The organism is Enterococcus sp. FDAARGOS_375 (assembly GCF_002393265.1).
Lineage (GTDB): Bacteria > Bacillota > Bacilli > Lactobacillales > Enterococcaceae > Enterococcus_D > Enterococcus_D innesii.
The window spans coordinates 3,045,774-3,069,948 of sequence record NZ_CP023515.1 but is presented as its reverse complement, the minus strand read 5'-3'; the positions used below and the strand labels follow the sequence as shown (position 1 = coordinate 3,069,948).

Below are 24,175 nucleotides of genomic sequence, written 5' to 3'. Positions count from 1 at the left end.
TCTCCCCCTCCGTCATCTTCGTTCAAAAAAGGAATGTGTTAAAGACCTGCGCTCCTCTTTCATCTATCTTCTCAAACGAAAGAAACTTGCTGCACAGATTCAACCAGTGAGTGTAATTACTTGGCAGCTAACCACGTTGCTGCTGACTCAAGTGCTGCTGCGATTCCTTCAGGATTCTTCCCGCCGGCTTGCGCCATATCAGGACGACCGCCACCGCCGCCACCAACTTTAGGTGCAATCTCTTTGATCAAATCGCCCGCTTTCAATCCTTTTTCATTGGCTGCTTTGTTCATGGCAGCTAAAAGATTCACTTTGCCATCATTCGCGGTAGCTAACACTAAAATATCAGAATGGTCTTTTTGTTTCCATTGGTCAGCTAGTTGACGTAATTGGTTCATGTCCTTTACAGTCACTTTTGCTGTGATCAGACGCAGACCATTTACTTCTTTGACATCTTTGAAAACATCCCCTGCTTGCTGGTTTGCTAACTTGCTGGCAAGAGCTTCGTTTTCTTTTTGCAATTCACGCAGCTGCGCTTGCAGTTGTTCTGTTTTGGCAACGACTTCTTTTAATTGAGCGGATTTAACGATCCCTGCGATTGCTTTCAATTGCGTCTCTTCTTCATGCAATAGCGTATAGGCCTCTTGACTAGTCACTGCTTCGATCCGACGAACACCAGCACCGATCCCTGATTCAGAAACGATTTTGAAAATACCGATATCCTCCGTATTTGCTACATGGGTTCCCCCACATAATTCGATCGACCAATCGGCAACATTGACGACGCGAACGTCATGCCCATATTTTTCACCAAAGAGTGCCATCGCTCCCATGCCTTTTGCGGTATCGATATCCGTTTCGATCGTCACAACAGGGAGGGCTTCCCAAATTTTTTGGTTGACGATTTGTTCCATTTGGCTCAGCTCTTCGCTGGTCACTTGCCCGAAATGACTAAAGTCAAAGCGCAAATGTCCTGGAGCAACTAATGAACCTGCTTGGTTCGCATGGCTACCTAATACTTCTTTTAACGCTTTATGCAATAAGTGAGTCGCCGTATGATTTTTGATGATCTTATTGCGACGATGCTGATCCACTTGTAAGAAATAATTCACGCCTTCTTGTAGTAGCGCTTTGACTGTAGCAGTATGCAAGAACTGACCGTTCGGTGCTTTCTTGACATCCGTCACCTCTGCTACGATCGTGCCATCCTCTGCTACGATCGTCCCTGTATCTGCAACTTGTCCACCCATCTCTGCATAAAATGGTGTTTCAGCAAAAATCAGTTTTGCTTCACCTGTCGAAACAGAATCATGTAACGCTTCGTCTTGGATGATCACTAATAATTCGCTGTTTGCTTCAAGTGAATCATAGCCAACGAAACGGCTGTCTACTTTGATATCTGTCAATAAAGCGGATTGTACGCCCATTGAAAGCTCCGTTTGTCGAGCCGCACGAGCACGGGCACGTTGTGCATCCATTTCTTGTTCAAACCCTTGGTGGTCCACTTTCAACCCTTCGTCTTCCGCCACTTCTTCTGTCAATTCAACTGGGAAGCCGTAAGTATCATACAATTTGAAAATATCTTGACCAGCTAACGTATCTTGCCCGTCTGCTTTTACTTGGGCGATCACTTGATTTAAAATATCTAACCCTTCATTGATGGTTTCATGGAAACGTTCTTCCTCGTTGCGGATTACTTTTTCAATAAATTCTTGCTGCTCTAATACTTCAGGATAGTAGCTTTCCATGATCTCGCCAACGATCGGTACTAATTTGTATAAGAAGGCAGCATCGATCCCTAATTTTTTCCCATGCATGACTGCACGACGTAATAAACGACGTAAAACATAGCCACGGCCTTCATTTGAAGGCAGTGCCCCATCGCCGATCGCAAAAGAAAGCGCGCGGATATGGTCTGCAATCACTTTAAAGGAGATATCTGTCGTTTTGCTGTCGCCGTAGTTCACACGACCGCTTAAATCTGCCACTGCATTGATGATCGGCAGAAACAAGTCTGTTTCAAAATTGGTTGGTGCATTTTGAACGATGGAAACCATTCGTTCCAGCCCCATCCCCGTATCAATGTTTTTATGTGGTAGTGGTTCATAGGAGCCATCTGGTTGATGATTGAATTCTGAAAAGACCAGATTCCAGATTTCCAAATAGCGTTCATTTTCGCCACCAGGATAGTTTTCGGGATCATCTTCCGCTACGTCATTAAACTCAGGACCACGGTCATAGAAAATCTCTGAATCCGGTCCACAGGGGCCTGCACCGATGTCCCAAAAGTTGTCTTCAATCTCAACGATATGCTCTGGTGTTAAGCCGACTTCTTCTGCCCAGATCCGTTTTGCTTCCGTGTCTTTTGGATAAACCGTGACATATAATTTCTCTGGATCAAAAGCCATCCATTCTGGGGAGGTCAAAAACTCCCAGGCCCAATGAATCGCTTCATTCTTAAAGTAATCGCCGATCGAAAAGTTGCCTAACATTTCAAACATCGTATGATGTCTTGCTGTTTTCCCAACGTTTTCGATGTCGTTGGTCCGAATCGATTTTTGCGCATTGGTCATTCTTGGGTTTTCAGGAACAACACTGCCATCAAAATATTTTTTTAGCGTTGCCACCCCTGAATTGATCCATAATAGGGTTGGATCGTTGACTGGGACAAGGGACGCACTTGGTTCAATTGAATGACCTTTTGATTGAAAGAAGTCCAAAAACATTTGGCGTACTTCTGCACTGGATAATTGTTTCACGTTATTCTCCTACTTTCTTCTGTGTTCGCTTAAGATAAAGGGGCTGACAAAATTGCTGGTAAGGCGCTCTTATGCCTGTCGAGACATTTTGACGATAAAAAAACACCATTGCAGAGCAAGGACGTCGATACGCGGTACCACCTTGCTTGCAATGATGTGACTCATTACCTCTTAGACTCGTTAACGCGGAGTGGACGGCAACATTTCTGCTGCAGTTGAGCACCAAAGGGAGCAATCCGTCCGAATTCATGTTTTTCTCTCAGCAATGAAAAACTTTCTGTAATGAATCATCAAACCGACCATATCCTTCGTCATTCAAAGTATAAGGAAATGTTTTGAAAAAGTCAATCCTCAAATCCGGTCTTTATTGATTAGGATCCCTTTGCGGTAACGATAGTTCTGGGGAGAAAGCTTTTGATCGGGCTGCAACATTTTCCGTGAACGGTAATAACTGGCATACGGCAATGCATCGAATAAGGGATGACCACAAATTTGCCAATTCTCCATTTTTAAAGACAAGCCATCTGTCAGCTCCCACGCATCCGCAAGCCCATAGGTGCAGCCAAATAAATTCGGTTCAAGCAATTCAGCGGTTGACAAAGAGACGCCATCATCGCAGGGCTTTTCATTGCCCCAGCGAAAAAGTCGCCGAGTCGCAGCACCGCAAACGTATTCCCATTGATCCTCTGATAGCAACTGAAAGCCTTGTTTATCTAACTGCTGTTTCAATTCTGTTTGACTGACGGATTCGTGGGTAAATAACTGATAGGTTTCCGATAACGGCTCGAGTGCAGCAAAATAGCGATTCTCTTCGTGATAAAAAGCGGGTAATTCCCAACGCAAGCTTTCCTCAAAGGACGCTGGTGCTGTGAATTGTGCCTTTAGCTCTTTTTCGAAAACACTGAATTGATCGACTAACCCGTGAAACTCCCCAGTGATCGTATTCAGCTGCCCGATATACCTTGCGCCAGCAGGCAGCGCACTTTTTTGGACTAGCATGGGATCAATCACAGCTTTGCGCAAAGGGCTCGTAGACTCATTGACAAAAATCCCCCAATCTTGGCTGGTTTCTAATTCATAGATGGTTTCCAGCTGGTGAATGATCTCGTTGGGTGCTGACTGCCAATTTTTACTCCAGCAAGTAGCCGGTAACCCTTGCACACCGAGATCCCAACCTAAGATCGCCTCAGAGTTCCCTGGTATAAAGACAAAGTCTTCGCCATCGATCGTTAATTCAAAGGTAGCACATTTCAACCCTGCATACGTCAATTGACTAAAATGGACATCGGTGATCTCCTTTAAAGGACTGACAAAATACATTAAAATTTGCTGGATCAGCTGTTCTTTGATTTCAAAGGACAGTGTCTTCCAATTTGACCATTGTAACGCCTCAAAAAAATCCACGTCATTTCTCCTCTCATCTGCTACAATTACTATATGACGAGTATACCACGAAAAAGGAGGAAAACGACTGATGCTTTATTTTGGACGCAGTCCGTGGATGCTACAAGCGGTTTTCGCCCTTCGGCAAGCTGTTTTTGTGGAAGAACAGCACATCCCTATAGAATGGGAATTTGATGAAAAAGACCAAACTTGTCCATACTTTCTTTGGCATGATGGAAACACACCGATCGCTACCATCAGATATCAATTCTCTACGCCAAATACCCTGCAACCTGACCGCTTTTGCGTAGCTAAAGCTTTTCGTCATCAAGGTTATGGAAGGAAGCTCCTGCATTATCTCGAAATGCGCGGTATCCAAGAGGGTGCCATCCAATCAGTTTTATCAGCAGAGATCGATGCTTGTGCGTTTTATGAAGCCTGCGGGTATCAAAAAACGTCCGATCCCTATACTGAAGATGGTGTATTGTGTGTAGAAATGACCAAACAATTAAAAACAGCAGTCAAGTAAGAGAACACCCCTTACATGACTGCTGTTTTGGTAACCATTAACTATTCGAATTTTTCTTGTTTTTGCGGGCAGTTCGAGTCGTTTGACGACGTTCGATCTTCCGTTTTTCTTTGTTCTTTTTATCAACAGCCCATTGAATTTTTTTCTTGTAGCCAGGCTTGATTTTTTTCTTCTTCTTCTTGACTAAGCCAATCAAGGTTGGGTCTAATTCATCACGAGATTTTTCCCGCTTTTGTCGACGATTCCGATCGTAAGTCGCAACGATCTCTCCGTTTTTGATTTCCTTCGGTTGGAAAACAACCCCTAGATCTTCGATGGCTTGGATTGCCCCTTCATCACTTGGATCATATAATGTAATCGCGGTCCCATCCATTTGGTTTCGACCTGTCCGACCAACACGATGGATAAAGAAATCCAAATCAGCTGGAATCTCAGCATTGATGACATGAGACACCCCTTCAATATCAATCCCTCGCGCCGCTAAATCTGTTGCGACCACATATTGGTAGTCCAAATTTTGCACTTGGCGCATGATCCGTTTTCTTTCACGAGGGCTGATGTCGCCGTGGATCTTCGCCACTTTTAAACCTTGCTCCTTTAAGTAATCCGTAATTTCATCCACACGGCTCTTCGTGTTGGCAAAAACGATGGCAAGATAGGGATGGCCTGTAGTCAATAATTGGTAGATCAATTTATTGGTATTTTTCCCTTTGGTAGAAATCAACCAATTCTCGATCGTATCAGAGATGACTGCTTTCGATTTGATTTCTTCGATCAATGGATTGGCCATGTATTTTTTCAAGAAAGGTCGCAATTTCTCTGGAATCGTTGCGGAGAAAACCAGCATTTGCAGTTTCTCAGGCAAACGCCCCGCAATTTGATCGACTTCTTCTAAAAAGCCCATATCTAAGGTCATGTCTGCTTCATCCACGACAAATACATTGGCAGTGTGAACCCCTAACGCTTGTTCGTTGATCATATCCAAGATACGACCAGGTGTCCCAATCACGACATGGGGCTGTTGGTTTTGCAGACGGCTCAATTGACGTTGCTTATCCGTTCCTCCGACGAAATTTGACACTCGAATTTCAGGATCATGAAATCCGCCGATTTGTTTTGCGGCGTGATAGATTTGCGTGGCTAATTCACGACTCGGTGCAGTGATCACTACTTGCACTTCATCTTTTTCGGCATCGATTTTATCCATCAACGGCAGTAAAAATGTATGGGTCTTACCACTTCCGGTCTGTGATTGCCCTACAACACTGCGGCCTTTTTGGATAACAGGTATCAGTTTTTCTTGCACTTCTGTTGGTTTAGAGAACTTTTTATCAGCAAGTGCTTCATAAATAAATGGTTGAAATTTAAATGACTCAAAAGACATTCAAACACCTTCTTTCTTTTAGCATCCTTTGGATTATAGCATATGTTGCCTTGTTTTCCTAACTTTCTTTTGTAATCGATTGAGGATCGATCGTACTGATAGTATACGTTGCACTGCGGCGTTCATAGAAAAAGCGGCTTTCTTTTTTTATTGCTGCCCACAAGAGATTCAAGTAAAAGCCAAACTGGATCAACCCAAAAATAACTACCATCAACAAACTAACGACTAAAAGCAGCATATTATCCGACTCAAGAAACGGTGCGAAAAAGATATTGACCCGACTGATGCTGGCATAAATCAGATAAAACAAGCCATAGCGTTTCAATAAAGCCCCCAAGCTAACACGCTCACGACCTTCTTGCATGATTTTGATCCGTACGAGTTTTTTTCCAATCGTTTGTCCTTTGGCAAGATAAGCCAACAACACAAAGTACAGCAACACTTCAAGAGCAAAGTACCAATAGTCCCCACTAAAGTCTCGTACCGTCTGTTGAGTGAGCAAACGAACAGCGATCACCACAAGGAAACTGATCACATTCAGTATTCCCCAGTCGATCAACCAAGCAACCACCCTTCGTGTCACGGTTACCCGAGTACCCTTGGCGTAAGAGTCGGCGTCCATTTCTTCTCTTGATGGCAATAAGAACGTAAAAAGTGGGGCGATCGTCCAGCCCACAAGCCCTCCGACTGTATTGACAAAGAGATCATTGACATCGAATAAACGATACGGACGAGGATAGATAAAATACAGTCCCGTCAACTGCGTTAATTCAAAAAACAACGTCAGACAAAAGGTCATCGCCAGTGTTTTAAAAAAAGAACACTTGAAGTAATAACGTAAGTAAACCCCGAATGGCAAGGTCAACAATAAATTAAAGAGAGGTTCTAAAAAGACCCCTTGTTTCATAGCGGGAAGATAGGTTTGTGGATCGTGAATGTTTAAGACGGTCTGTTGGACAAAATGTTGCCACGATGCCCCTAACTGCAATTCCATCTTAGGGCCAGTCATCTGCGCTACCTCTTCGATCGAGGGCAATGGCAGGATAACTAAGAAATAGGCGCACAATAAATAGAAGACAAACGAATACAGAACCAGTGCGCGTGACAAGATAAAACGACCGTATTTTCGGTATTGGATAACAAAAAAAATCATTGATATCGCCAATGCTAGGAAAGGAAAAACCAGCAGGGCAACTTTTATTGGGGTAATATAAGCGGACATAAAGAACTCCTTCACGTTTTCTTTTTATCTTACACGCTATTTCCCAAAACGTAAATTTTGGAGTATCATAAAAGAAAAGGAGGTTAAAAAACCATGTTAAATCCCTATTTTGCCTTTGGCGTACCGGCATTCCTTTTGGTTTTATATGTAGCTTTTGCTCTTTTTCGCCGGTCTTCCGATATACCCTACTTAGGATTTGTTCTATTCATCATTGCTGGTTTTCTGACTGGATTTAGTTTACAAGTCATTCAACAAGCCATCAATGAAGTGGCTAAAACATCTTTTCAGCACGTACAAGATACCCATCTTTACTCACCTTACTTATTAGCGATTCCATTGATTGTGGGGATTCTTTTACTTATAGTTAACTTGGTTCGCGGCTATCTAAAAGTCAAAAAAGTGCGCCTGCAGTCAAAATAAAAGCAGCCTACCTTGTGATACGAAGCAATCTGCTCCCCTTGCTTGAGGAATGAAATTGCTTCGTATTTTTTGGTTAGCTGCTTAGTTAGAGAAGATTCTTTGAAATAACTTCAAGATGTAGAAAGGGTAAAACAGTTTATCAATCCTTCAATGCCTTGTTATTCATTGGTTAAATCTCCAGTAACGTCCATATCTGAACGATCGGCGAAAGCTTCTTTTACATCATCATCGACTTGTTCCAACAAATACTGCCAGTCACTATTCGACACAACTACCACATCGATATTTTTTTCTTCATCGATCAGCTCCAGATTCGAAACATCCTCTCCTAACTGCTGGAATAGGTCAATCAATGTTTGGTCTTGTAGCGTTACGTATTCAGTCCGTTTCATTCTTCTTCCCCCCATGAATCAAAAAATTCATAAAACAAGATATCGAAACTAGTAAGATCGGTCATCTTTTGCAAAGTAGATAAATCTAAACGAATAAACGCTTTTTCCACTAATAAATAATGGTTTTCTTCCAACGCTTCTTCGATAAATGGTAAAATCTCTTCCTCGTCCCCTAATGTCTCACTAGAGATTTGGTCGATTTGATCAAATAAGCGATCATCTTGTAACAAAAAGAATTGATCGTCGTAAAGATAGACTGCGATTTGATATTGCCGGATGGGTAGCTCAGCCTGAATGACAAAAAAACATTCCCCTGAATTGGAAATTGCTGGCAATAGTTCATTCGGTTGTAATGCCTGTTGGTAGTACATTTCCATCCCTCCTTTGTACTTACTATTATAAAGAACAACGGAAGAAAAAGGAAATAATCGAATTTTCGTTTAAAAAACTCTAAACAAAGCTATACATCCCATTCTGTATAAAATTCTTGCAAGAAATCTTTCATAAAAGCCACACGTCGCCGGGCTTCTTTTTTGCCATACGCCGTGGTCATCTTTTCGGGAAGCAAAAATAGTTTTTCATAAAAATGATTGATCACCGTGGTTCCTTTACGGTAATCCTGATGATCTTGAAACGTCTTTGGTGCTAAGTTACTGTCATGGATCGGGTGTTGATGACTGCCACCAAAATAGCTCGTTCGTAAAATACCGATCGCACCTAAAGCATCGAGACGATCTGCATCACGGACCACACGTCCTTCTACTGAGGCTACCTGTGCCCCTTGTAAAAGTTCTTTTGAAAAAGATAGATTCTCAATAATAGAAAAAATTTCTTTCGTTTGTGCTTCACTGGCTCTCGCTGCGGTCAAACAAGCTCGCACCTCGGTATACGCCGCTGTGACATCCGCCACAACTTTATCATCCACTGTATCGTGTAAGTAGGCTGCTGCCTGAACGACAAAGGTATCAACCGTTAATTTGTCGGCATCGATGATGGCTTGACTTAATCCCGCCACTCGTTTGACATGATCATACCCATGTCCTGTGTGATCGTTCCCCAGTATACTCTTGGCATAAGCAATTACTTTGCTAAGATCTGCCGCATTGTTTTCCTTGTTCATCTCTCTCCTTCTTTCGATACGAAAGCAGCTAACCTGCCTTTTTTCAATTGATGATAGCGCGAAAACGAAAAGAAGTTCAACAAAACGAGCTCCCACTAAACAGTTGAGGAGGCAACGCTTTGCGAAGCTTCTTTCCACTTGTTACTTTTAAGCGAAATCTTGCGTCTCGCTGATTTTATAGACACTAAAATAGATCTTACGTAAATAGTCTAATAGGTATTGAGGATTCAATAATTCATCCGTTGCATCTAAAATCAATTCATTTGGTTTCTTGGATGCACCATATTGATGAATATTTTCAGTCAACCATTTACGAATCGGTGAATAATCATCTGAAGCCAAGACTTCATCGACATTGATTTCTTTTTCCATCGCATGAAGTAATTGTGCTGCATACATATACCCTAGAGCATAGGATGGGAAATACCCGAAGCTTGAACCTGACCAATGAACATCTTGTAGGATCCCTTCAAGGTCATTTTCTGGACGAATCCCTAAATATTCCTCGTATTTGTCATTCCAGATTTTCGGTAGTTCATCGATCGATACGGTTTCGTTAAAGATCATTTTTTCGATCTCGTAACGAATAATGATATGGATCACGTAGGTCAAACTGTCAGCTTCAATACGGATCAAGCTAGCTTTTGAGTGTTTTAAAGAGTCATAGAAAGTGTCAAAAGACACATCATCAAACGTGCCTTCCGCACATTCTTGGAAAAACGGGTATTGCTTTGCCCAAAAATTGCGGTTGCTGCCGATAATGATCTCATTAAACAGCGATTGGGATTCGTGGATCCCCATTGACGCCCCTTCATGGACCGGTGTTCCTTCGTATTTTTCGTCAATGTTTTGCTCATACATTCCATGACCGGCTTCATGAATCACACCGAACAGTCCCATTGAAAAGTCGTTTTCACTCCAACGAGTGGTCAAGCGCACATCGTTGTGGTTGATCCCAGTGGCAAATGGGTGGACCGTATTATCCAAACGACCACGAGAAAAGTCATAGCCTAAGTCGGCAATCACTTTTGAGATAAATTTGCGTTGTTGCGCTTCGGTCATCTTACGTGAGAGGATCGAAGTATCTGGCGCTGTTCCTTTTTCAGCCAATTGACGACGAATATCCATGATGCCGTCTCTCACTTGCGAGAAAACATTATCCAAGATCTCAACCGTCATATTCGGCTCGTATTGGTTTAACAGCACATCGTAATTCGTTCGCTCATTTTTTTTCCAATAAGGAATCAATTCTTTCGTCAAGCGAATGTTTTCAGAAAGTGCGTCTTTAAATAAAGAAAAATCTTTTTCTTTGCGGGCTTTCAACCAAGCAGTATGTGCTTTTGACGTAGCTGCTGAAGCGGCCATCGCTAACTCATTGGGCACATCTTTTTGCAATTCATACTCTTCTTTGACTAATTGATACGCCGCTTTCCCTACTTCAGATAATTCTTCTGGGTGCTTTCCAAAATAGCTGATCGCTTCTTGGATTGGTTCCCCAACTTTTTTGTCAAAATAGAGACCATATAAATAGCTGTCAACTTCCGCCCGGTAATCACTGGCTTTTTCTGGCATCCCCGTTTGGTTATCCCAGCCTAGGATCCCCATTGCTTGTTGTAATAGATCGATTTCTTTTAATTCTTTCAGAAATTCTTGTTCTTTCATTCAGCAGACTCCTTTTTGCGTGGCGGACGTTGTCCCCAGTATTGGAAGAGATCGGTACGAATCGCACCGTTGTATAATTTGCGTTTTTTCGTTGCTTTCTCACCATAATGCGTCTCGAAGGTCAAATCACTAGTTAAAAAGTACTTGCTCCATGTTTTAAGGGGCCGAAACACTTGGCCCATTTCTTGATACAATCGTTGAACAGATTCTTCTTCCCCTAAGCGTTCACCATAAGGAGGGTTAGCCACAACGACACCATATTCTTTTTCTGTTTTAAAGTCCTTAACGGCTTGTTGTTTGAAGGTGATCGAGTCTCCTAGACCGATTTCTTCTGCATTTCGGCGGGCGATCTCAATCATTCGACCATTGATATCTGAGCCAGTAATATCCAATTCGACATCATAGTCTGCCGCTTCATCTGCTTCTTTTCGTACTTTTTCAAAGACTTCTGCTGGGAACCAATCCCACGTTTCACATACGAATTCCCGATTAAATCCAGGGGCGATATTATGGCCGATCAAAGCTGCTTCAATACATAAGGTCCCTGATCCGCAAACAGGATCGACAAAAGGCTTGTCTTTGTACCAATTTGTCAGCATCACTAAAGCCGCAGCCATGTTTTCTTTCAGAGGTGCGCCCCCTTTTTCTAAACGATAGCCGCGTTTAAACAAACTAGGGCCAGTCGTATCCAATGTGATCATCGCATGGTCTTTCAATAAAGCGACTTCTAATTGGAAAAAAGCGCCCGTTTCAGTCAGCGGCACACTTGCCGGACGATGATATACTTCTCTTAAGCGATTGACGATTGCTTTTTTGGTAATCGCTTGACAATCAGGCACACTAAACAGTTTTGATTTGATTGACTTTCCGGCTACTGGGAATTCAGCATCTAAAGGTAAAAAGTCTTCCCACGGTAACGCTTTAACTTCTTCAAACAGCTGATCGAAAGTCAATACGTCAAATTCTCCGACGACGATTTTGATCCGATCTGCTGTACGGAGCCACAAATTCGCGGTAGCAATGGTCTCCATTGTCCCTTTAAAGCGCGCTCGGCCGTTTTCAACCTCACACTCGATCCCTAAATCCCGTAATTCTTTGCCCACAAGTGCTTCTAAACCGCTCGCAGCGGTGGCAATACAATTAAATGTTTTTTCAGTCATAACGCTCTCCTTCTTGATATAAAAAAACCTTCCGTTGCTGGAAGGATTCCCTGATAGGTTGTGATTTTCTATAAGCCATGTTTTGTCCGTATTTTCCTCAGGGAGAAGAAAACACTGGGTAATTATCTATCTGCAATTACTTGCCTTCTTGCTCCGTTCATTTCCGTGCAAAAAGTGCCCCTACCATTGTTTGGGTTGCTCGCTCGAGGGGTTTACCGCGTTCCACCAAGACGGTTTCCCGGCTTGCTTCGTCACTGTGGCACTTTCAAGGATACTTTGGCATAGCTTGCACCTTAGCCATTTTTCCTGCCGTTACTTTCTCAAGTACCCTAGCTTATGGTTTCGCTAGGCACGAACACTACAAGCGTCTCAGCTTGTGCGAGCATGGACTTTCCTCAGCATAATCGAGTTATGCCGCAATTACCCGAAAACCACAACTATCTTTGCTAAATTAGAATTGACGGGTTTTTTCGTTATCATCTTCAAAATCAGCATTTGTATAATTGCTGTTGTATGAAGAAGAACGAGTGACAGGTTCTGATTCACGATCAAGCTTTTTGCCAAAAACTTCTTTTTCAAGGTTCGACAAACGTTTTAAAATATCAAAGTTTGTGACTGTTTGGCTTTTCGGTGCTTCTTGTTGAACACGAGAAGCGATTGCTTGGTTTTTCGACAATTGATCGATTTTCGCTGTCAGACGATCATTTTCTTCTTGCAGGGCTAAGATCTCTTTATTGTAGCTTTCGTAGTCTTTAATGATATTATCTAAAAACTCGTCCACTTCCACTGGATCGTATCCACGCATTTTTGTTTTGAATTCTTGTTGCAGAATATCTTTTGGACTATAAATTAAATTTGCCATTATTTACACCTCATTGTTTATTCCAAATGGTTTTCACTTTCTAGACCATTCTAACAAAAAATACACGAAAATCAAAGTAAATTACTATCAAATGTTGCGTTTTGTAAATCATCCATTGTTATTTGATGAATAAAGTAGGGATTTTGCTCACTATAGGCTTTGGCATCTCTTAAGAAATAATTAGGTTTTCCTGGAAATTCATCATCATATAACACGAGCGCACCTTCGGTATGTTCAAGCAAAAACGCGGTGTGATTTCTTAATTGACTAGGATCTTGGTAAGGCTTATGGCTGGTGGCATTGACATAATCGGCAAATGACTTCGCTGTTTGCAGTGCCTGCTGATTTGTTTCGTTCCAATTTTCACCAAATCCTTCAAAGGGAAAAATGATTCCTAGTTTCAGTTCGGGGTATGTTTGTTTCAATTGTTCTGTGACTTCTGCGCACCATAGCTCTGCCCCAAGATTTCCGCTGATCAAGACCCACTCCAAGCCTTCTTCCAAATAATTCGTCAAGGCCGACATTATTACTTTCTTAATAACTGCAATCTTGGGATCTTTTGCTTGAAAGACACCTAATTCATAATTACGATAGCCAGTAAAGTATAAGGTTTTCATTGTTTCTCTGGTCATCTCTTTTCTTTCCAAACGACTTTTTGGTATAATGTTGCCTAGGAGTGTGAACAACATGGTTATTCGTTACCCGAATGGACAATCTACTACCTATGATGACGGCAAAAAACAAAAAATGCAAGAAAAACTAATAAAGCCAAAAACGTATGCCAATCGTGGGATGCGTTTTGAAGAAGCGATCAATGAAAGCAACCTTTATTATTTAAATCGTAAACTTGCGGTCATTCATAAGAAACCGACACCAGTTCAAATCGTCAAGGTAGATTATCCGAGAAGAAGCGCCGCAGTAATTAAGGAAGCCTACTTTCGAGAGGCCTCTACCACCGATTACAACGGTGTTTATCAAGGGCAATATATCGACTTTGAAGCGAAAGAGACTCAAAACAAAACGTCATTTCCCTTTAAAAATTTTCATCCACACCAAATCAAGCATATGGAAGACTGTTTGGAACAAGCAGGATTATGTTTTGTTCTTTTATGGTTTTCTAGTCTACAACGCTGCTTTTTCTTAGATAGCAAGTGCTTAGTTTCTCAGTGGCACCTGCAAAAGGAAACCGGAAAAAAATCAATGACGTTGACCTATATCGAAACCAATGGGATCGAAATCATCCCTACCATTGCGCCGCGTATTCCTTATTTAAAAGCAGTTGATCAATTTTTAACGATGAAGGAGAATGATGAGTATGGCAAATGAATCACAATCGAGGACCTCTCGGCATGATTCTAAGAAAGGTACTGCTAAAAAAGCATCAAAGCCCCCTAAAGCCAAAGGCAAACGAAGTATTGGGAGTATTATTTTAAAAGTGTTTATGGGCCTATTTTTCTTAGGCTGTATCGGGATTTTATCAGGAATGGGGCTGTTTTGGTGGTATGCCAAAGATGCGCCAGCACTTGATGAAACACGTTTGGATTCGACTGTTTCTTCACGTTTTTATGCCTCCAACGGTGAATTGATCACTGAATTCGGAAGTGAAACGAGAGAAAAAATCACGGCAAGTGAGATCCCCCAACTGCTAGAAGACGCGATCGTCTCTGTTGAAGATCGTCGGTTCTATCAGCATATCGGGGTCGATCCGATCCGGATCGTTGGTTCTGCATTATCCAATGCCACAACCGGCGGTATGCAAGGCGGAAGTACCTTGACCCAGCAATTGATCAAGCTGTCCTTCTTTTCTACCAGCGCCGAAGATCAAACATTACGAAGGAAAGCACAAGAAGCTTGGATGGCGGTTCGGCTTGAACAAACCAAATCAAAGCAGGAAATTTTGACTTACTATATTAATAAGGTGTATATGTCCAACGGGGTTTATGGAATGCAAACAGCCGCCATGAAGTTTTACGGCAAACCTTTGGCTGAACTAGATCTTGCCCAAACTGCCTTAATAGCTGGTTTACCAAATGCCCCTTCTGCTTTTGACCCTTTCGCTCATCCTGATAATGCGAAAAGTCGTCGAGATGTGGTTTTGGGCGCAATGCTTGAAAACGAGAAAATCACGCAAGCAGAATATGATGCCGCCGTTGCCGAGGATATTCAAGAAGGCTTGCAGAAAAACCCACGAGAAAATCAAGAGTGGAAATACTTTGATAATTACTTCAACGAAGTGATCGCAGAAGTTAAAGAAAAAACTGGCAAAGATGTTTATACAGATGGTTTAGATATTTACACCAATGTCGATATCGATGCACAAAAACGGTTATATGATATCGTCAACAGCGATGACTATGTTAATTATCCAGACGACAAGATGCAAGTTGCCGCTACCTTAGTTGATGTCAATACGGGCAAAGTCACGGCTCAAATCGGTGCCCGCAACGTTGATGATGTTCTCGCAAACAATCTGGCTGTCAACGTCGCTCGGGACTTTGGATCGACCGTTAAACCGATCACAGACTACGGCCCTGCCTTCCAATTTTTACAAGACTCTACCGGTAGAATGATTTTAGATGAACCTTATACTTACAAAGGAACCGATATCCCTGTGTACAACTGGGATCGCCAATATATGGGCAACATCACGCTGCGAACTGCTTTAGGAGAATCTAGAAATGTACCAGCAGTGAAATTGTTTGATGAAGTTGGTGCGGATAATATCGCAGACTTTCTTAGCGGTCTAGGTATCGAATACCACACGATCACTCAATCTAATGCGATTTCCAGCAATACGGATAAATTAGATGGCACAAAATATGGAATCTCCAGCCTGAAAATGGCCGCTGCTTATGCTGCGTTTTCAAATGGTGGCACCTATTATGAACCTCAGTATGTCAATAAAATCGTCATGCAAGATGGCACAGAAGATGAAGAATCCTTTAAAGTTGATGGTCAAGAAGCAATGGATGATACCACTGCTTATATGGTGACAGATATCTTGAAAGATGTTATCTCCGTCGGTACTGGAACCAACGCGCAAATCGATGGTTTGTACCAAGCAGGGAAAACGGGAACTTCCAATTACACCGATGACCAGCTAGCACAACTTGATACATCGAATGGTGCCTACCCTGATATTACTTTTGCCGGCTATACTCCCTCCTACTCATTGGCGGTTTGGACCGGATACAACGACAAAATGACACCTATCACTGATAGTAGTACCCATGTGGCTTCTGATGTTTATCGAGAATTGATGCAATATGTTTCTGCTTCTGTAGAAAACAAAGACTGGACAATGCCAGATGGTCTGACACGGATCGGAAATGAACTTTATATTGAAGGAACTTATACCCAGCCGACCTATTCGGCACCAAGTTCTTCTAGCAGTAGTTCCTATGTTGAACCTTCGACATCTTCTACAGAAAGCAGTGAGTCAACCGAATCTAGTTCAACCGAGTCCTCAAGTGAAGTGACACCACCAGTATCGACACCGGATGAGGATGATTCATCATCGGTCGTTACACCTCCTGCTTCTAGTCAGGACCCTGGCTCAACAACACCTTCCAGCAGTGAAGAAAATCCTTCCTCACCGCCGGATCCGCCAGAGCCAAACGATGGCAATTCCGAATAACTGTGAATAGCGAAAAACAGTAGATCAACGTTTGATCTACTGTTTTTTTTGAATCACTACCATGAAAAAAGAAGCTTACTTTTCAAGCTCTTAAAAAATAATCTCTTATCAGATAACTGATAGACCTGCTTGTGCATTTCATCAAACAAACCAATCACATTTTCTTTCGCCTTGTTGACTTAATAAACTCTCTTTGGAATGATCATGAATCCCCTCGATTCGCATTTTGGTCTTAAGAATCATCTGTTCTGGTCTGATCTTTGCCTCTTGAATCACTCGGTTTGCTTTTCTTCTAGCAAAGACTAAGACTCCGCTGCACTCTGTTCATTTGTTCTTTTTTAGCAAGTAAAAACGCTAAGCAAAATTGCCTAACGTTTTTAATCATAACTAGTTTATTTTGCGTACTTTTTAGATAGTTTTTTTTCCCTTCATCCGGAGCTTCCCTTCTTGACACATCGCCAGCAACGGGCAAATCTCACACTTTGGTGCCCTTGCAGTGCAATGATAGCGGCCGAAAAAAATCATTGTATGGTGGGTTTTGACCCACAATGGTTCGGGAATCTTTTTCATCAGCGTTTGTTCAACTTCTAATACATTGGCGTCTAATTTACAGATACGTAATCTTTTTGATACCCGTTCGACGTGAGTATCAACAGCAATTGCCGGTATGCCATAAGCATCACCTAAAACCACGTTTGCAGTTTTTCTACCGACACCTGGTAACGAAACCAAATCCTCTCTCGTTTTTGGCACTTCCCCACCAAAACGCAATAGCAATTCTGAAGCACAAGCCTTGATATTTTTTGCCTTGTTTCGATATAAACCGATCGACTTGATTTTTGCAATCACGTCTTCTAAAGGTGCTTCGCTCAATGCTTGCGGTGTGGGATAGGCCTCAAAAAGCGCAGGGGTGACTTTATTTACCGAGACATCTGTTGCTTGCGCACTTAAGATGACTGCTATCAATAATTCAAACGCATTTTTAGATACCAATTCGCCATGCGCTTCGGGAAACATCTCATACATTGTTTCGATAGCGGACATTGTTTTTTCTTTACTGATCATAGGACTATTTGAACTCCTTGTCTGTTACTCTCCTTCTAACCAATTATGCATAGGGATTTTGGGCATTGGTCCTTCTTCCTGTGAAGCATTCTCATTTTGAAGAAATTGTTTTTTTCTTCTTTTTTGTTCTTCCTCAACTTGCGCTTTCGACGTAATATTCTTACGTTCCCACGAAAGTAAGATACGATCGATGTAATTCAAGCTATAAGCCTGATTCAAAACCGCTTCTCGCAAAGCAAACTGAATCAGTTCCGGATCGTAGTGGTCCTCATCCAACCACTGCCCGATCCGCTGGTATTCGATCGCTGACAACGGCCGACCGAACTCTCCTTCAAACAAACGATATAACCCACGAATTTTTTCCTCATTTGATTCTGCTTTTTCATTTTTTGATTGCTGTTTTAAGAGAAATTCTAGACGCTCATAAATCCCTGTAAAATCATAATAATCAACCATTTTCCCAGCAGTATCTTTTTTTGACTCCATCCGCACTACATCTTTTTTTAGCAATTGATTTAACCAATGATAAATTTCTTTTTGATCACTGCCCATCACAGAGGCAATCTCACGTAAATCGGGAAAATCATTTCCTTGCTCATGACTCCGATACAACTGCAGCCATAACAAAAATTCATCATTCGTCAATCCCAGATGATGGTAATTCTCTAAAAGCAAATTTGAAATTGTTGTTTGCCCTTTTGCTAAATATTCCTTTAACGAAACCATACTGCATCCTCTTCTCCTTGATTCACCTGAAACCCTATGATCCTTTCGTTCAGGATCAATCCAATAAAAAGGGGACGACGCAAATGCGGACGTCCCACGATTCCTTGTTGGTTACGCTTTTTCTTTCACTGCCGCGATGATTTCAACTTCAACCAAAACATCTTTTGGCAAGCGAGCAACTTCTACAGCAGAACGTGCCGGTAACTCTTCATTGAATAACGTACTATACGTATTGTTAAAAGGAACGAAGTCATTCATATTTTTTAAGAAACAGGTAGTCTTTACAATATCATTTGGTGTCAGTTCTGCCGCTTCAAGAATCGCTTCAATATTTTTTAGTACTTGCTGTGTTTGAACCTCAATCGTCGTGCCTACAACTTCCCCTGAAACAGGATCTAACGGCACTTGACCAGAAGCAAACAAGAAGCCGTTTGCGATTTTTGCTTGAACGTAAGGACCGATTGCTTGTGGCGCTTGATCAGTAGCGATTATTTTCATTTTGTTTCCTCCTCTTTCGCTTGGCACTCTGGACATAGACCATAAACTTCTAATCGATGGTTATTTATTTGATACCCAGTTAGTTTTGAAGCAGCCATTTCGACATCTTCAAGCCCTGGATAGTAAAAATCAGCGATCTTTCCACACTGTTGGCAGATAGCATGATAATGAGGCTCAGTTGTAAAATCAAATCGACTGGAGGCATCTCCATAATTCATTTCTTTTACAAAGCCAATTTCTGTGAATAAACGTAAATTATTGTAGACCGTTGCGACACTAATACCAGGAAAATGAACTTCAATCGCCCGATAAATCTCTTCAGCAGTTGGATGAGCATCGTGACTGGCCAAAAATTCTAATATCGCTACTCGCTGCGGTGTAATACGAATATTCTCATGTTTTAATCGTTTGATCGCTTCATCGTAGATCGTACTCACAGGAGTTCCTCCATTTCTCTTATCTTTCCTATCATACTATGTAAAACTCAAAAATTCAAACAGCTTTCCTTGTTTTTTTCTAAGGTATAGCGCTTTTTTCAGCCCGTCTTTATGCCCCTTTTGAGAAAGAAAAGCAGACAATCCAATGTCTGCTTTCTCCTTCTTGTTAGTCTTCAAACTGATAGAGCGCTGTGGACAGATAGCGTTCGCCATTGTCGGGCACGATTGCTAAGACTTTTTTCCCGGAACCTAGTTCTTTTGCCACTTGTAAAGCAGCTTGGATCGCAGCTCCTGAAGAGATACCTACTAAGATTCCTTCTTTCATTCCAACTTCGCGTGCAGTTTTCATCGCATCTTCACTAGCAATTGCAATGACTTGGTCATAGATTTCGGTGTCTAATACTTTAGGGACAAATCCAGTACCGATCCCTTGAATCTTATGCGGTCCTGGCTTGCCACCTTCTAAAATCGCAGATTCGGCAGGCTCAACACCAACTATTTTCAAATTGGGATAGACGCGCTTCAGTTCTTTACCCGCTCCAGTGATCGTTCCACCAGTGCCGATCCCAGCGACAAAAGCATCTAAACCTTTTGATTCAAACGCATCCTCAATTTCTTTACCTGTCGTTTTTTCATGAATTTCTGGGTTAGCCGGATTTTCAAATTGTAATGGCATATAGTAGCCGTCTTGCTCTGCTAATTCTTTTGCTTTATTGATGGATCCTGTGATCCCTTCAGATCCAGGGGTCAAAATCAACTCTGCGCCATAAGCTTGTACGATTTTGCGTCTTTCGATACTCATCGTTTCTGGCATAACCAACACAACGCGATAGCCTTTTGCCGTACCGATCATGGCTAAACCAATCCCTGTATTTCCTGAGGTTGGCTCGATAATCGTATCGCCAGCTTTCAATAAGCCACTTTTTTCAGCTTTTTCAATCATGGCTAAAGCAATTCTGTCCTTTACGCTACCCCCAGGATTGAAAAACTCTAATTTCACATACACATCAGCAGAACCTTCTTCTACGATATGATTTAATTTGACGATTGGCGTATGACCAACTAATTCATTGACCGATTGATAGATTTTTGTCATTGAAAATCCCTCCCGTTCTTATTCTTCCATTCTACCTAAAATACCTCGGAGTTGCGAATAAAAAGTAAGCAATTTCAAATTTTTTTTCTTATAGTTTTCTACTTTGGTCTTTTTCCACTGACTAGAGTTTGATTGTCACGACAAAAAAACCTTAAGATTAGCTGCAGTTGTAGCAACCCATCCTAAGGTTTTTAATATACTTATACGATCAACTCTTGTCCGATGACGATTGTCTCACTGGATAATCCATTCGATGCCATCAACGCATCAACGGTTGTGCCAAATCGATTGGCGATATCCCAAAGCGTATCCCCAGAAGCAACTTGATAGCTCTGAGCTGAAGATGTACTACCTGAATACGTGGTCGTCGTTGTTTCGCTGGTCGTTGTGCTCGTTGTGTTTGACCATGCTGTACTTTGTGTCGTTCCTGTATCGAACCGTGTAAGCTGATAGGTTTCGATCAACCAGTTCAGTTTTTGTGCGTAACCTGGATCGGTAGCATAGCGCCCCGTCAAATAATTTGTCGCATCATAAAATGAGGTGGTTTGGCTTTTCCAGACACCACTGTAATGGGCAGTCCCTGTCGCAAAACTTGTACTTCGCAAGACGTTCGCATGATCCTGAAACGATTCCCAATAAGAGTTATATTGACGAAACGGTTCATTCATTTCTACCCACTGACCATTCAAATACTCTTGGGTAGGCATATACACACTTTGACCGTTGTAGCTGCCTTTGACCCCAAACAAATTGTAATAAGGTGCATTGGATAATGCGGAAGAACCATAGCCGCTTTCTAAAATTGCTTGAGCGATCATCACAGAAGCATACAGATCATTGTTGGCAGCAACATCTTGTGCTGACCAGCCAATTTGCTCGATGAAACCTGAGATGTCTTGCGTCGCATATTGGTTCTCAGCAGCTTGTACTTGTTGAGGAACGAAAGAGATCGCCGTTGGAGCTAACATCATTCCGGCGCTCATTAGTGAAACGACCGCCTTCTTGCTAGGTTTTTTACTCGACTTCTTTGGTTGATGATGTCTTTCGCTTCTAGTTTGATAGCTTTTCATTTTACCCTCCACTAAGTGTACGTTTTTTCAAATAAATCAATAAAACTATTATACGGAAAAACTTTCAGCTATGCAAACAATGTCTCCTTTTTGATCGCTAAAAAAACTTTAAAAAAACTTTTCAGTCCCCCTCCTCATTTTCCGATCCATCGCCGAGTTTTTTAAAAAACTATTTGCTTTTATCCTGTTGCTTTCCTCTTCGTATTCAAAAACTTTGTATCTTGCTATGAAACCTTTTTTTCAAAATCTTAGCCACTGCTAATCTACATCCATCACTCTGGCACTTTCAGAGTGATAATAACTCGAAAAAAAACACGTTCGAAAATCGAAAAGATTCTCGAACGTGCAGCTTTTTCTTTGTATCGACCAATTAGTTGATTGATTTGAAGGTATTCACGACATTCTCAACACTGAAGCCGAATTCTGCTAATACCTTGTCACCAGGTGCTGATGCACCGAAATGATCGATCGCGATCACTTTTCCATGGCAGCCAGTGTAACGTTCCCAACCAAATGGGGAAGCCGCTTCGATCGCTACCCGTTTCTTCACTGCTTTTGGCAAGACGCTTTCTTTGTATTCTGAGCTTTGGGCTTCAAACAGATCAAAGCTTGGTAAGGAGACCACCGATACATCGATGCCTTCTTCTGCCAATTTAGCTTGTGCTTGGACCGCAAGATTCACTTCAGAACCTGTGGCGATCAAAATCCCCGCTGGTGTTTCACCGGCTTGTTTTGAAATCACGTAGCCACCTTTTGCGACATTTTCATCCGCACCAGTTTGCGTGCCTTCGATCACTGGTAGGTTTTGTCGGCTTAAGACTAAGACCGTTGGCTTATCGGTTGTTGTCATGGCCAGTTTCCAAGCAGCACGGGTTTCATTGCCGTCTGCTGGACGAATCACTTGGACATTTGGCATGCAACGGACGCTAGCTAATTGCTCGATTGGCTCATGCGTCGGTCCATCTTCTCCAACCGCCACGGAGTCATGTGTCAAGACATAGATCACAGGTGCATGCTGGATCGCAGACAAGCGCACCGCTGGACGCAAGTAATCAACGAAGACAAAGAAGGTTCCACCATAGATTCGCGTACCGCCATGCAATTGGATCCCGTTCATGGCTGCCGCCATCGCAAATTCTCGGACACCAAACCAAATGTTACGGCCTTCGTATTGGCCAGGTTCAAAGTCTTTTTCTGCTGCTACCATCGTGTTGTTGGAACCAGAAAGGTCAGCCGATCCGCCCCATAAGCTAGGTACGGCTTTGGATAAAGCTTGGATCATCTCTTTGCTGGATACCCGGCTAGCTTGTGAGCTGCCAACTTCGTAGCTTGGTAATGCTGCATCCCAATCTGCTGGCAATTCACCCGCAAAGGCTTGTTTGAATTGCGCCGCAAGTTCTGGGTAGGCTGCTTCATAGGCACGGAAAGTTTCGTTCCAAGCTGCTTCAGCTTTTTGCCCTTCATCGATCATGGTTTCTTTGAAGCGCGCGGCAACTTCGTCAGGTACGGTAAATTCTGGGTATTCCCAGCCATAAATCGCTTTGGCTGCAGAAATGCCTTCGGCACCGATCGGCGCACCATGAACGGCAGAGGTGCCTTGATTTGGCGCACCGTATCCGATCACAGTCTTGATTTCGATCAAGGTTGGTTTGTCACTTTCAGCTTTTGCTTCGTCGATTGCTTTTGAGATCGCTTCTAAATCATTGCCGTCTTCAACGAGAATATGTTGCCAGCCATACGCCTCAAAACGCGCACCGACATTTTCTGTAAAGGCTTTTGAGGTCGGACCATCTAGGGAGATGTCATTTGAATCGTACAAGACGATCAGTTTATCTAATTTCATGTGACCCGCCATGGATGCAGCTTCTTGCGAAACGCCTTCCATCAAGTCCCCATCGCCACATAAGGCGTAGGTATAGTGATCAATGACTTGATACTTGTCGCGATTGTAGGTTGCCGCCAAGTGGGCTTCGGCCATCGCCATACCGACTGCCATAGCGATCCCTTGTCCTAAAGGTCCAGTGGTTGCTTCCACGCCGTCTGTGTGATCGACTTCTGGATGCCCTGGCGTGCGGCTATCCCATTGACGGAAGTTTTTTAGATCCTCAATGGTCACATCGTAACCAGACACGTGCAACAAGCTGTACAATAACGCCGAACCGTGTCCAGCAGACAAAACAAAGCGGTCACGATCCACCCAGTTGCGAGAAGTCGTTGGATTGACTTTCAAGTGTTTCGTCCACAAGGCATAGGCCATGGGTGCTGCCCCCATCGGTAATCCTGGATGTCCTGAATTGGCTTTTTGTACAGCTTCGATACTTAATGTACGAAGGGTGTTCACTCCTAATTGATCGATTTTATCAAACAATGGTAGTTCCTCCTAATTTAGGTTTTTTTTACCTTTATTACATCTCTTATTATACGTGATTCAGATGCTTATTTCAATAGCAATGAAAAGGAATTCACAATTATCTGCCGTGGAGACCTTTTTTCTTCTGAATCTCTTTCAATTTTTCTGGTGTCACATCAGAACCTTCAGGATCAACGATTTTCATTCCTTCGATATGGTGACGCATTCCTCCACGAAAGGCGGTTAAATACTCTTCACGTAGAACTTTTTGTTCGTTCGTTTCTGCCTCGGTCAATCCTTCTGTTTTTTTCTTGTTGGCAAGTTCATTGATTCGAGCTAATTTTTCTTGAGATAGCATATTCGTTCCTCCTTTTCCCTCTTGATTTTACTACAAACTAGCGAA

At 42.4% G+C, this 24,175-nt stretch carries 23 protein-coding genes and 1 other RNA gene; 4 read left to right on the top strand and 20 right to left on the bottom strand.

Translation table 11 applies throughout. The features are described 5' to 3' along the window. Positions 1-116 precede the first annotated feature (116 nt). A complete protein-coding gene (gene alaS / locus CO692_RS15965; protein WP_096742683.1) occupies positions 117-2,759 on the bottom strand; it encodes an alanine--tRNA ligase in 2,643 nt (880 codons plus the stop codon). Between the two features lie 351 nt (positions 2,760-3,110). After that, positions 3,111-4,163, bottom strand: coding sequence for a hypothetical protein (locus CO692_RS15960; protein ID WP_081118679.1), 1,053 nt, complete (start codon positions 4,161-4,163; stop codon positions 3,111-3,113). 70 nt (positions 4,164-4,233) lie between these two features. Here CO692_RS15960 and CO692_RS15955 point away from each other — a divergent pair, with 70 nt between their 5' ends. Further along, positions 4,234-4,671: a GNAT family N-acetyltransferase gene (locus tag CO692_RS15955; protein ID WP_096742682.1), complete on the top strand. Its 438-nt coding sequence runs from the start codon at positions 4,234-4,236 to the stop codon at positions 4,669-4,671. 37 nt (positions 4,672-4,708) lie between these two features. On the opposite strand, the gene CO692_RS15950 is transcribed toward CO692_RS15955, so the two are convergent. Together CO692_RS15950 and CO692_RS15945 are read right to left on the bottom strand one after the other, a co-directional pair. After that, positions 4,709-6,055: a DEAD/DEAH box helicase gene (locus CO692_RS15950; protein ID WP_005226134.1), complete on the bottom strand. Its 1,347-nt coding sequence runs from the start codon at positions 6,053-6,055 to the stop codon at positions 4,709-4,711. A 58-nt stretch (positions 6,056-6,113) separates the two neighbouring features. Beyond that, positions 6,114-7,277 (bottom strand): VanZ family protein, encoded by a 1,164-nt coding sequence (locus CO692_RS15945; protein WP_081118681.1) that lies wholly within the window; start codon positions 7,275-7,277, stop codon positions 6,114-6,116. A 93-nt stretch (positions 7,278-7,370) separates the two neighbouring features. On the opposite strand from CO692_RS15945, the gene CO692_RS15940 reads away from it, so the two are divergent. Next, positions 7,371-7,697, top strand: a complete 327-nt coding sequence (locus tag CO692_RS15940; RefSeq protein ID WP_081118682.1) for a hypothetical protein — start codon at positions 7,371-7,373, stop codon at positions 7,695-7,697. A gap of 158 nt (positions 7,698-7,855) precedes the next feature. Here the strand turns inward: CO692_RS15940 and CO692_RS15935 are convergent, their stop codons facing one another. The 8 genes from CO692_RS15935 to CO692_RS15900 all read right to left on the bottom strand — a co-directional run bounded on the left by CO692_RS15935 (position 7,856) and on the right by CO692_RS15900 (position 13,510). Beyond that, positions 7,856-8,089: a hypothetical protein gene (locus CO692_RS15935; RefSeq protein ID WP_096742681.1), complete on the bottom strand. Its 234-nt coding sequence runs from the start codon at positions 8,087-8,089 to the stop codon at positions 7,856-7,858. Continuing rightward, positions 8,086-8,466, bottom strand: a complete 381-nt coding sequence (locus tag CO692_RS15930; protein WP_081118684.1) for a hypothetical protein — start codon at positions 8,464-8,466, stop codon at positions 8,086-8,088. The genes CO692_RS15935 and CO692_RS15930 overlap by 4 nt, the downstream gene beginning before the upstream one ends. Before the next feature lie 83 nt (positions 8,467-8,549). Further along, positions 8,550-9,209 carry an HD domain-containing protein gene (locus tag CO692_RS15925; protein WP_096742680.1) on the bottom strand — a complete coding sequence of 220 codons (660 nt, stop codon included), beginning with the start codon at positions 9,207-9,209 and terminating at the stop codon, positions 8,550-8,552. A gap of 147 nt (positions 9,210-9,356) precedes the next feature. Further along, positions 9,357-10,871 carry a carboxypeptidase M32 gene (locus tag CO692_RS15920; protein WP_081118686.1) on the bottom strand — a complete coding sequence of 505 codons (1,515 nt, stop codon included), beginning with the start codon at positions 10,869-10,871 and terminating at the stop codon, positions 9,357-9,359. Next, positions 10,868-12,031 (bottom strand): THUMP domain-containing class I SAM-dependent RNA methyltransferase, encoded by a 1,164-nt coding sequence (locus CO692_RS15915; RefSeq protein WP_077453413.1) that lies wholly within the window; start codon positions 12,029-12,031, stop codon positions 10,868-10,870. The genes CO692_RS15920 and CO692_RS15915 overlap by 4 nt, the downstream gene beginning before the upstream one ends. A gap of 66 nt (positions 12,032-12,097) precedes the next feature. Further along, positions 12,098-12,463, bottom strand: an RNA gene (rnpB, locus tag CO692_RS15910) — RNase P RNA component class B. 19 nt (positions 12,464-12,482) lie between these two features. After that, positions 12,483-12,893, bottom strand: coding sequence for a cell division regulator GpsB (gene gpsB / locus CO692_RS15905; RefSeq protein WP_005226142.1), 411 nt, complete (start codon positions 12,891-12,893; stop codon positions 12,483-12,485). 71 nt (positions 12,894-12,964) lie between these two features. Next, positions 12,965-13,510 (bottom strand): DUF1273 domain-containing protein, encoded by a 546-nt coding sequence (locus CO692_RS15900; protein WP_077453483.1) that lies wholly within the window; start codon positions 13,508-13,510, stop codon positions 12,965-12,967. A 70-nt stretch (positions 13,511-13,580) separates the two neighbouring features. On the opposite strand from CO692_RS15900, the gene recU reads away from it, so the two are divergent. Both recU and CO692_RS15890 read left to right on the top strand, forming a co-directional pair. Further along, positions 13,581-14,219, top strand: a complete 639-nt coding sequence (gene recU, locus CO692_RS15895) for a Holliday junction resolvase RecU (RefSeq protein WP_077453414.1) — start codon at positions 13,581-13,583, stop codon at positions 14,217-14,219. Beyond that, the gene (locus tag CO692_RS15890; RefSeq protein WP_319016569.1) at positions 14,209-16,530 is read left to right on the top strand and encodes a PBP1A family penicillin-binding protein; all 2,322 of its coding nucleotides are present in this window, start codon (positions 14,209-14,211) and stop codon (positions 16,528-16,530) included. The genes recU and CO692_RS15890 overlap by 11 nt, the downstream gene beginning before the upstream one ends. Before the next feature lie 408 nt (positions 16,531-16,938). Here CO692_RS15890 and nth read toward each other — a convergent pair whose 3' ends face one another. From nth to CO692_RS15850, 8 genes are all read right to left on the bottom strand, one after another. After that, positions 16,939-17,595 carry an endonuclease III gene (gene nth / locus CO692_RS15885; protein ID WP_077453416.1) on the bottom strand — a complete coding sequence of 219 codons (657 nt, stop codon included), beginning with the start codon at positions 17,593-17,595 and terminating at the stop codon, positions 16,939-16,941. 24 nt (positions 17,596-17,619) lie between these two features. After that, positions 17,620-18,321, bottom strand: coding sequence for a DnaD domain protein (locus CO692_RS15880; RefSeq protein ID WP_077453417.1), 702 nt, complete (start codon positions 18,319-18,321; stop codon positions 17,620-17,622). Positions 18,322-18,432: 111 nt separating this feature from the next. After that, a complete protein-coding gene (locus CO692_RS15875; protein WP_077453418.1) occupies positions 18,433-18,819 on the bottom strand; it encodes a RidA family protein in 387 nt (128 codons plus the stop codon). Next, positions 18,816-19,256, bottom strand: a complete 441-nt coding sequence (locus CO692_RS15870; protein ID WP_077453419.1) for a Fur family transcriptional regulator — start codon at positions 19,254-19,256, stop codon at positions 18,816-18,818. The genes CO692_RS15875 and CO692_RS15870 overlap by 4 nt, the downstream gene beginning before the upstream one ends. 166 nt (positions 19,257-19,422) lie before the next feature. Beyond that, positions 19,423-20,352 (bottom strand): cysteine synthase A, encoded by a 930-nt coding sequence (gene cysK / locus CO692_RS15865; protein ID WP_081118689.1) that lies wholly within the window; start codon positions 20,350-20,352, stop codon positions 19,423-19,425. A 200-nt stretch (positions 20,353-20,552) separates the two neighbouring features. Then, positions 20,553-21,422: a glucosaminidase domain-containing protein gene (locus CO692_RS15860; protein ID WP_081118690.1), complete on the bottom strand. Its 870-nt coding sequence runs from the start codon at positions 21,420-21,422 to the stop codon at positions 20,553-20,555. A gap of 370 nt (positions 21,423-21,792) precedes the next feature. Then, a complete protein-coding gene (gene tkt / locus CO692_RS15855) occupies positions 21,793-23,790 on the bottom strand; it encodes a transketolase (RefSeq protein WP_096742678.1) in 1,998 nt (665 codons plus the stop codon). 100 nt (positions 23,791-23,890) lie between these two features. Beyond that, on the bottom strand, positions 23,891-24,130 hold the full coding sequence (locus tag CO692_RS15850) for a DUF896 family protein (RefSeq protein ID WP_081118692.1): 240 nt from the start codon (positions 24,128-24,130) through the stop codon (positions 23,891-23,893). Positions 24,131-24,175: the final 45 nt, after the last annotated feature.

What these genes read in the sequence shown, in the direction of transcription:
- CO692_RS15915 (WP_077453413.1), bottom strand. Translation starts at nt 12,031, where the DNA reads ATGACTGAAAAAACATTTAATTGTATTGCCACCGCTGCGAGCGGTTTA.
- nth (WP_077453416.1), bottom strand. Translation starts at nt 17,595, where the DNA reads ATGATCAGTAAAGAAAAAACAATGTCCGCTATCGAAACAATGTATGAG.
- gpsB (WP_005226142.1), bottom strand. Translation starts at nt 12,893, where the DNA reads ATGGCAAATTTAATTTATAGTCCAAAAGATATTCTGCAACAAGAATTC.
- CO692_RS15940 (WP_081118682.1), top strand. Translation starts at nt 7,371, where the DNA reads ATGTTAAATCCCTATTTTGCCTTTGGCGTACCGGCATTCCTTTTGGTT.
- CO692_RS15875 (WP_077453418.1), bottom strand. Translation starts at nt 18,819, where the DNA reads ATGAAAATAATCGCTACTGATCAAGCGCCACAAGCAATCGGTCCTTAC.
- CO692_RS15950 (WP_005226134.1), bottom strand. Translation starts at nt 6,055, where the DNA reads ATGTCTTTTGAGTCATTTAAATTTCAACCATTTATTTATGAAGCACTT.
- CO692_RS15860 (WP_081118690.1), bottom strand. Translation starts at nt 21,422, where the DNA reads ATGAAAAGCTATCAAACTAGAAGCGAAAGACATCATCAACCAAAGAAG.
- CO692_RS15890 (WP_319016569.1), top strand. Translation starts at nt 14,209, where the DNA reads ATGGCAAATGAATCACAATCGAGGACCTCTCGGCATGATTCTAAGAAA.
- CO692_RS15920 (WP_081118686.1), bottom strand. Translation starts at nt 10,871, where the DNA reads ATGAAAGAACAAGAATTTCTGAAAGAATTAAAAGAAATCGATCTATTA.
- cysK (WP_081118689.1), bottom strand. Translation starts at nt 20,352, where the DNA reads ATGACAAAAATCTATCAATCGGTCAATGAATTAGTTGGTCATACGCCA.
- CO692_RS15935 (WP_096742681.1), bottom strand. Translation starts at nt 8,089, where the DNA reads ATGAAACGGACTGAATACGTAACGCTACAAGACCAAACATTGATTGAC.
- recU (WP_077453414.1), top strand. Translation starts at nt 13,581, where the DNA reads ATGGTTATTCGTTACCCGAATGGACAATCTACTACCTATGATGACGGC.
- CO692_RS15850 (WP_081118692.1), bottom strand. Translation starts at nt 24,130, where the DNA reads ATGCTATCTCAAGAAAAATTAGCTCGAATCAATGAACTTGCCAACAAG.
- CO692_RS15900 (WP_077453483.1), bottom strand. Translation starts at nt 13,510, where the DNA reads ATGAAAACCTTATACTTTACTGGCTATCGTAATTATGAATTAGGTGTC.
- CO692_RS15930 (WP_081118684.1), bottom strand. Translation starts at nt 8,466, where the DNA reads ATGGAAATGTACTACCAACAGGCATTACAACCGAATGAACTATTGCCA.
- CO692_RS15925 (WP_096742680.1), bottom strand. Translation starts at nt 9,209, where the DNA reads ATGAACAAGGAAAACAATGCGGCAGATCTTAGCAAAGTAATTGCTTAT.
- CO692_RS15955 (WP_096742682.1), top strand. Translation starts at nt 4,234, where the DNA reads ATGCTTTATTTTGGACGCAGTCCGTGGATGCTACAAGCGGTTTTCGCC.
- CO692_RS15945 (WP_081118681.1), bottom strand. Translation starts at nt 7,277, where the DNA reads ATGTCCGCTTATATTACCCCAATAAAAGTTGCCCTGCTGGTTTTTCCT.
- CO692_RS15880 (WP_077453417.1), bottom strand. Translation starts at nt 18,321, where the DNA reads ATGGTTTCGTTAAAGGAATATTTAGCAAAAGGGCAAACAACAATTTCA.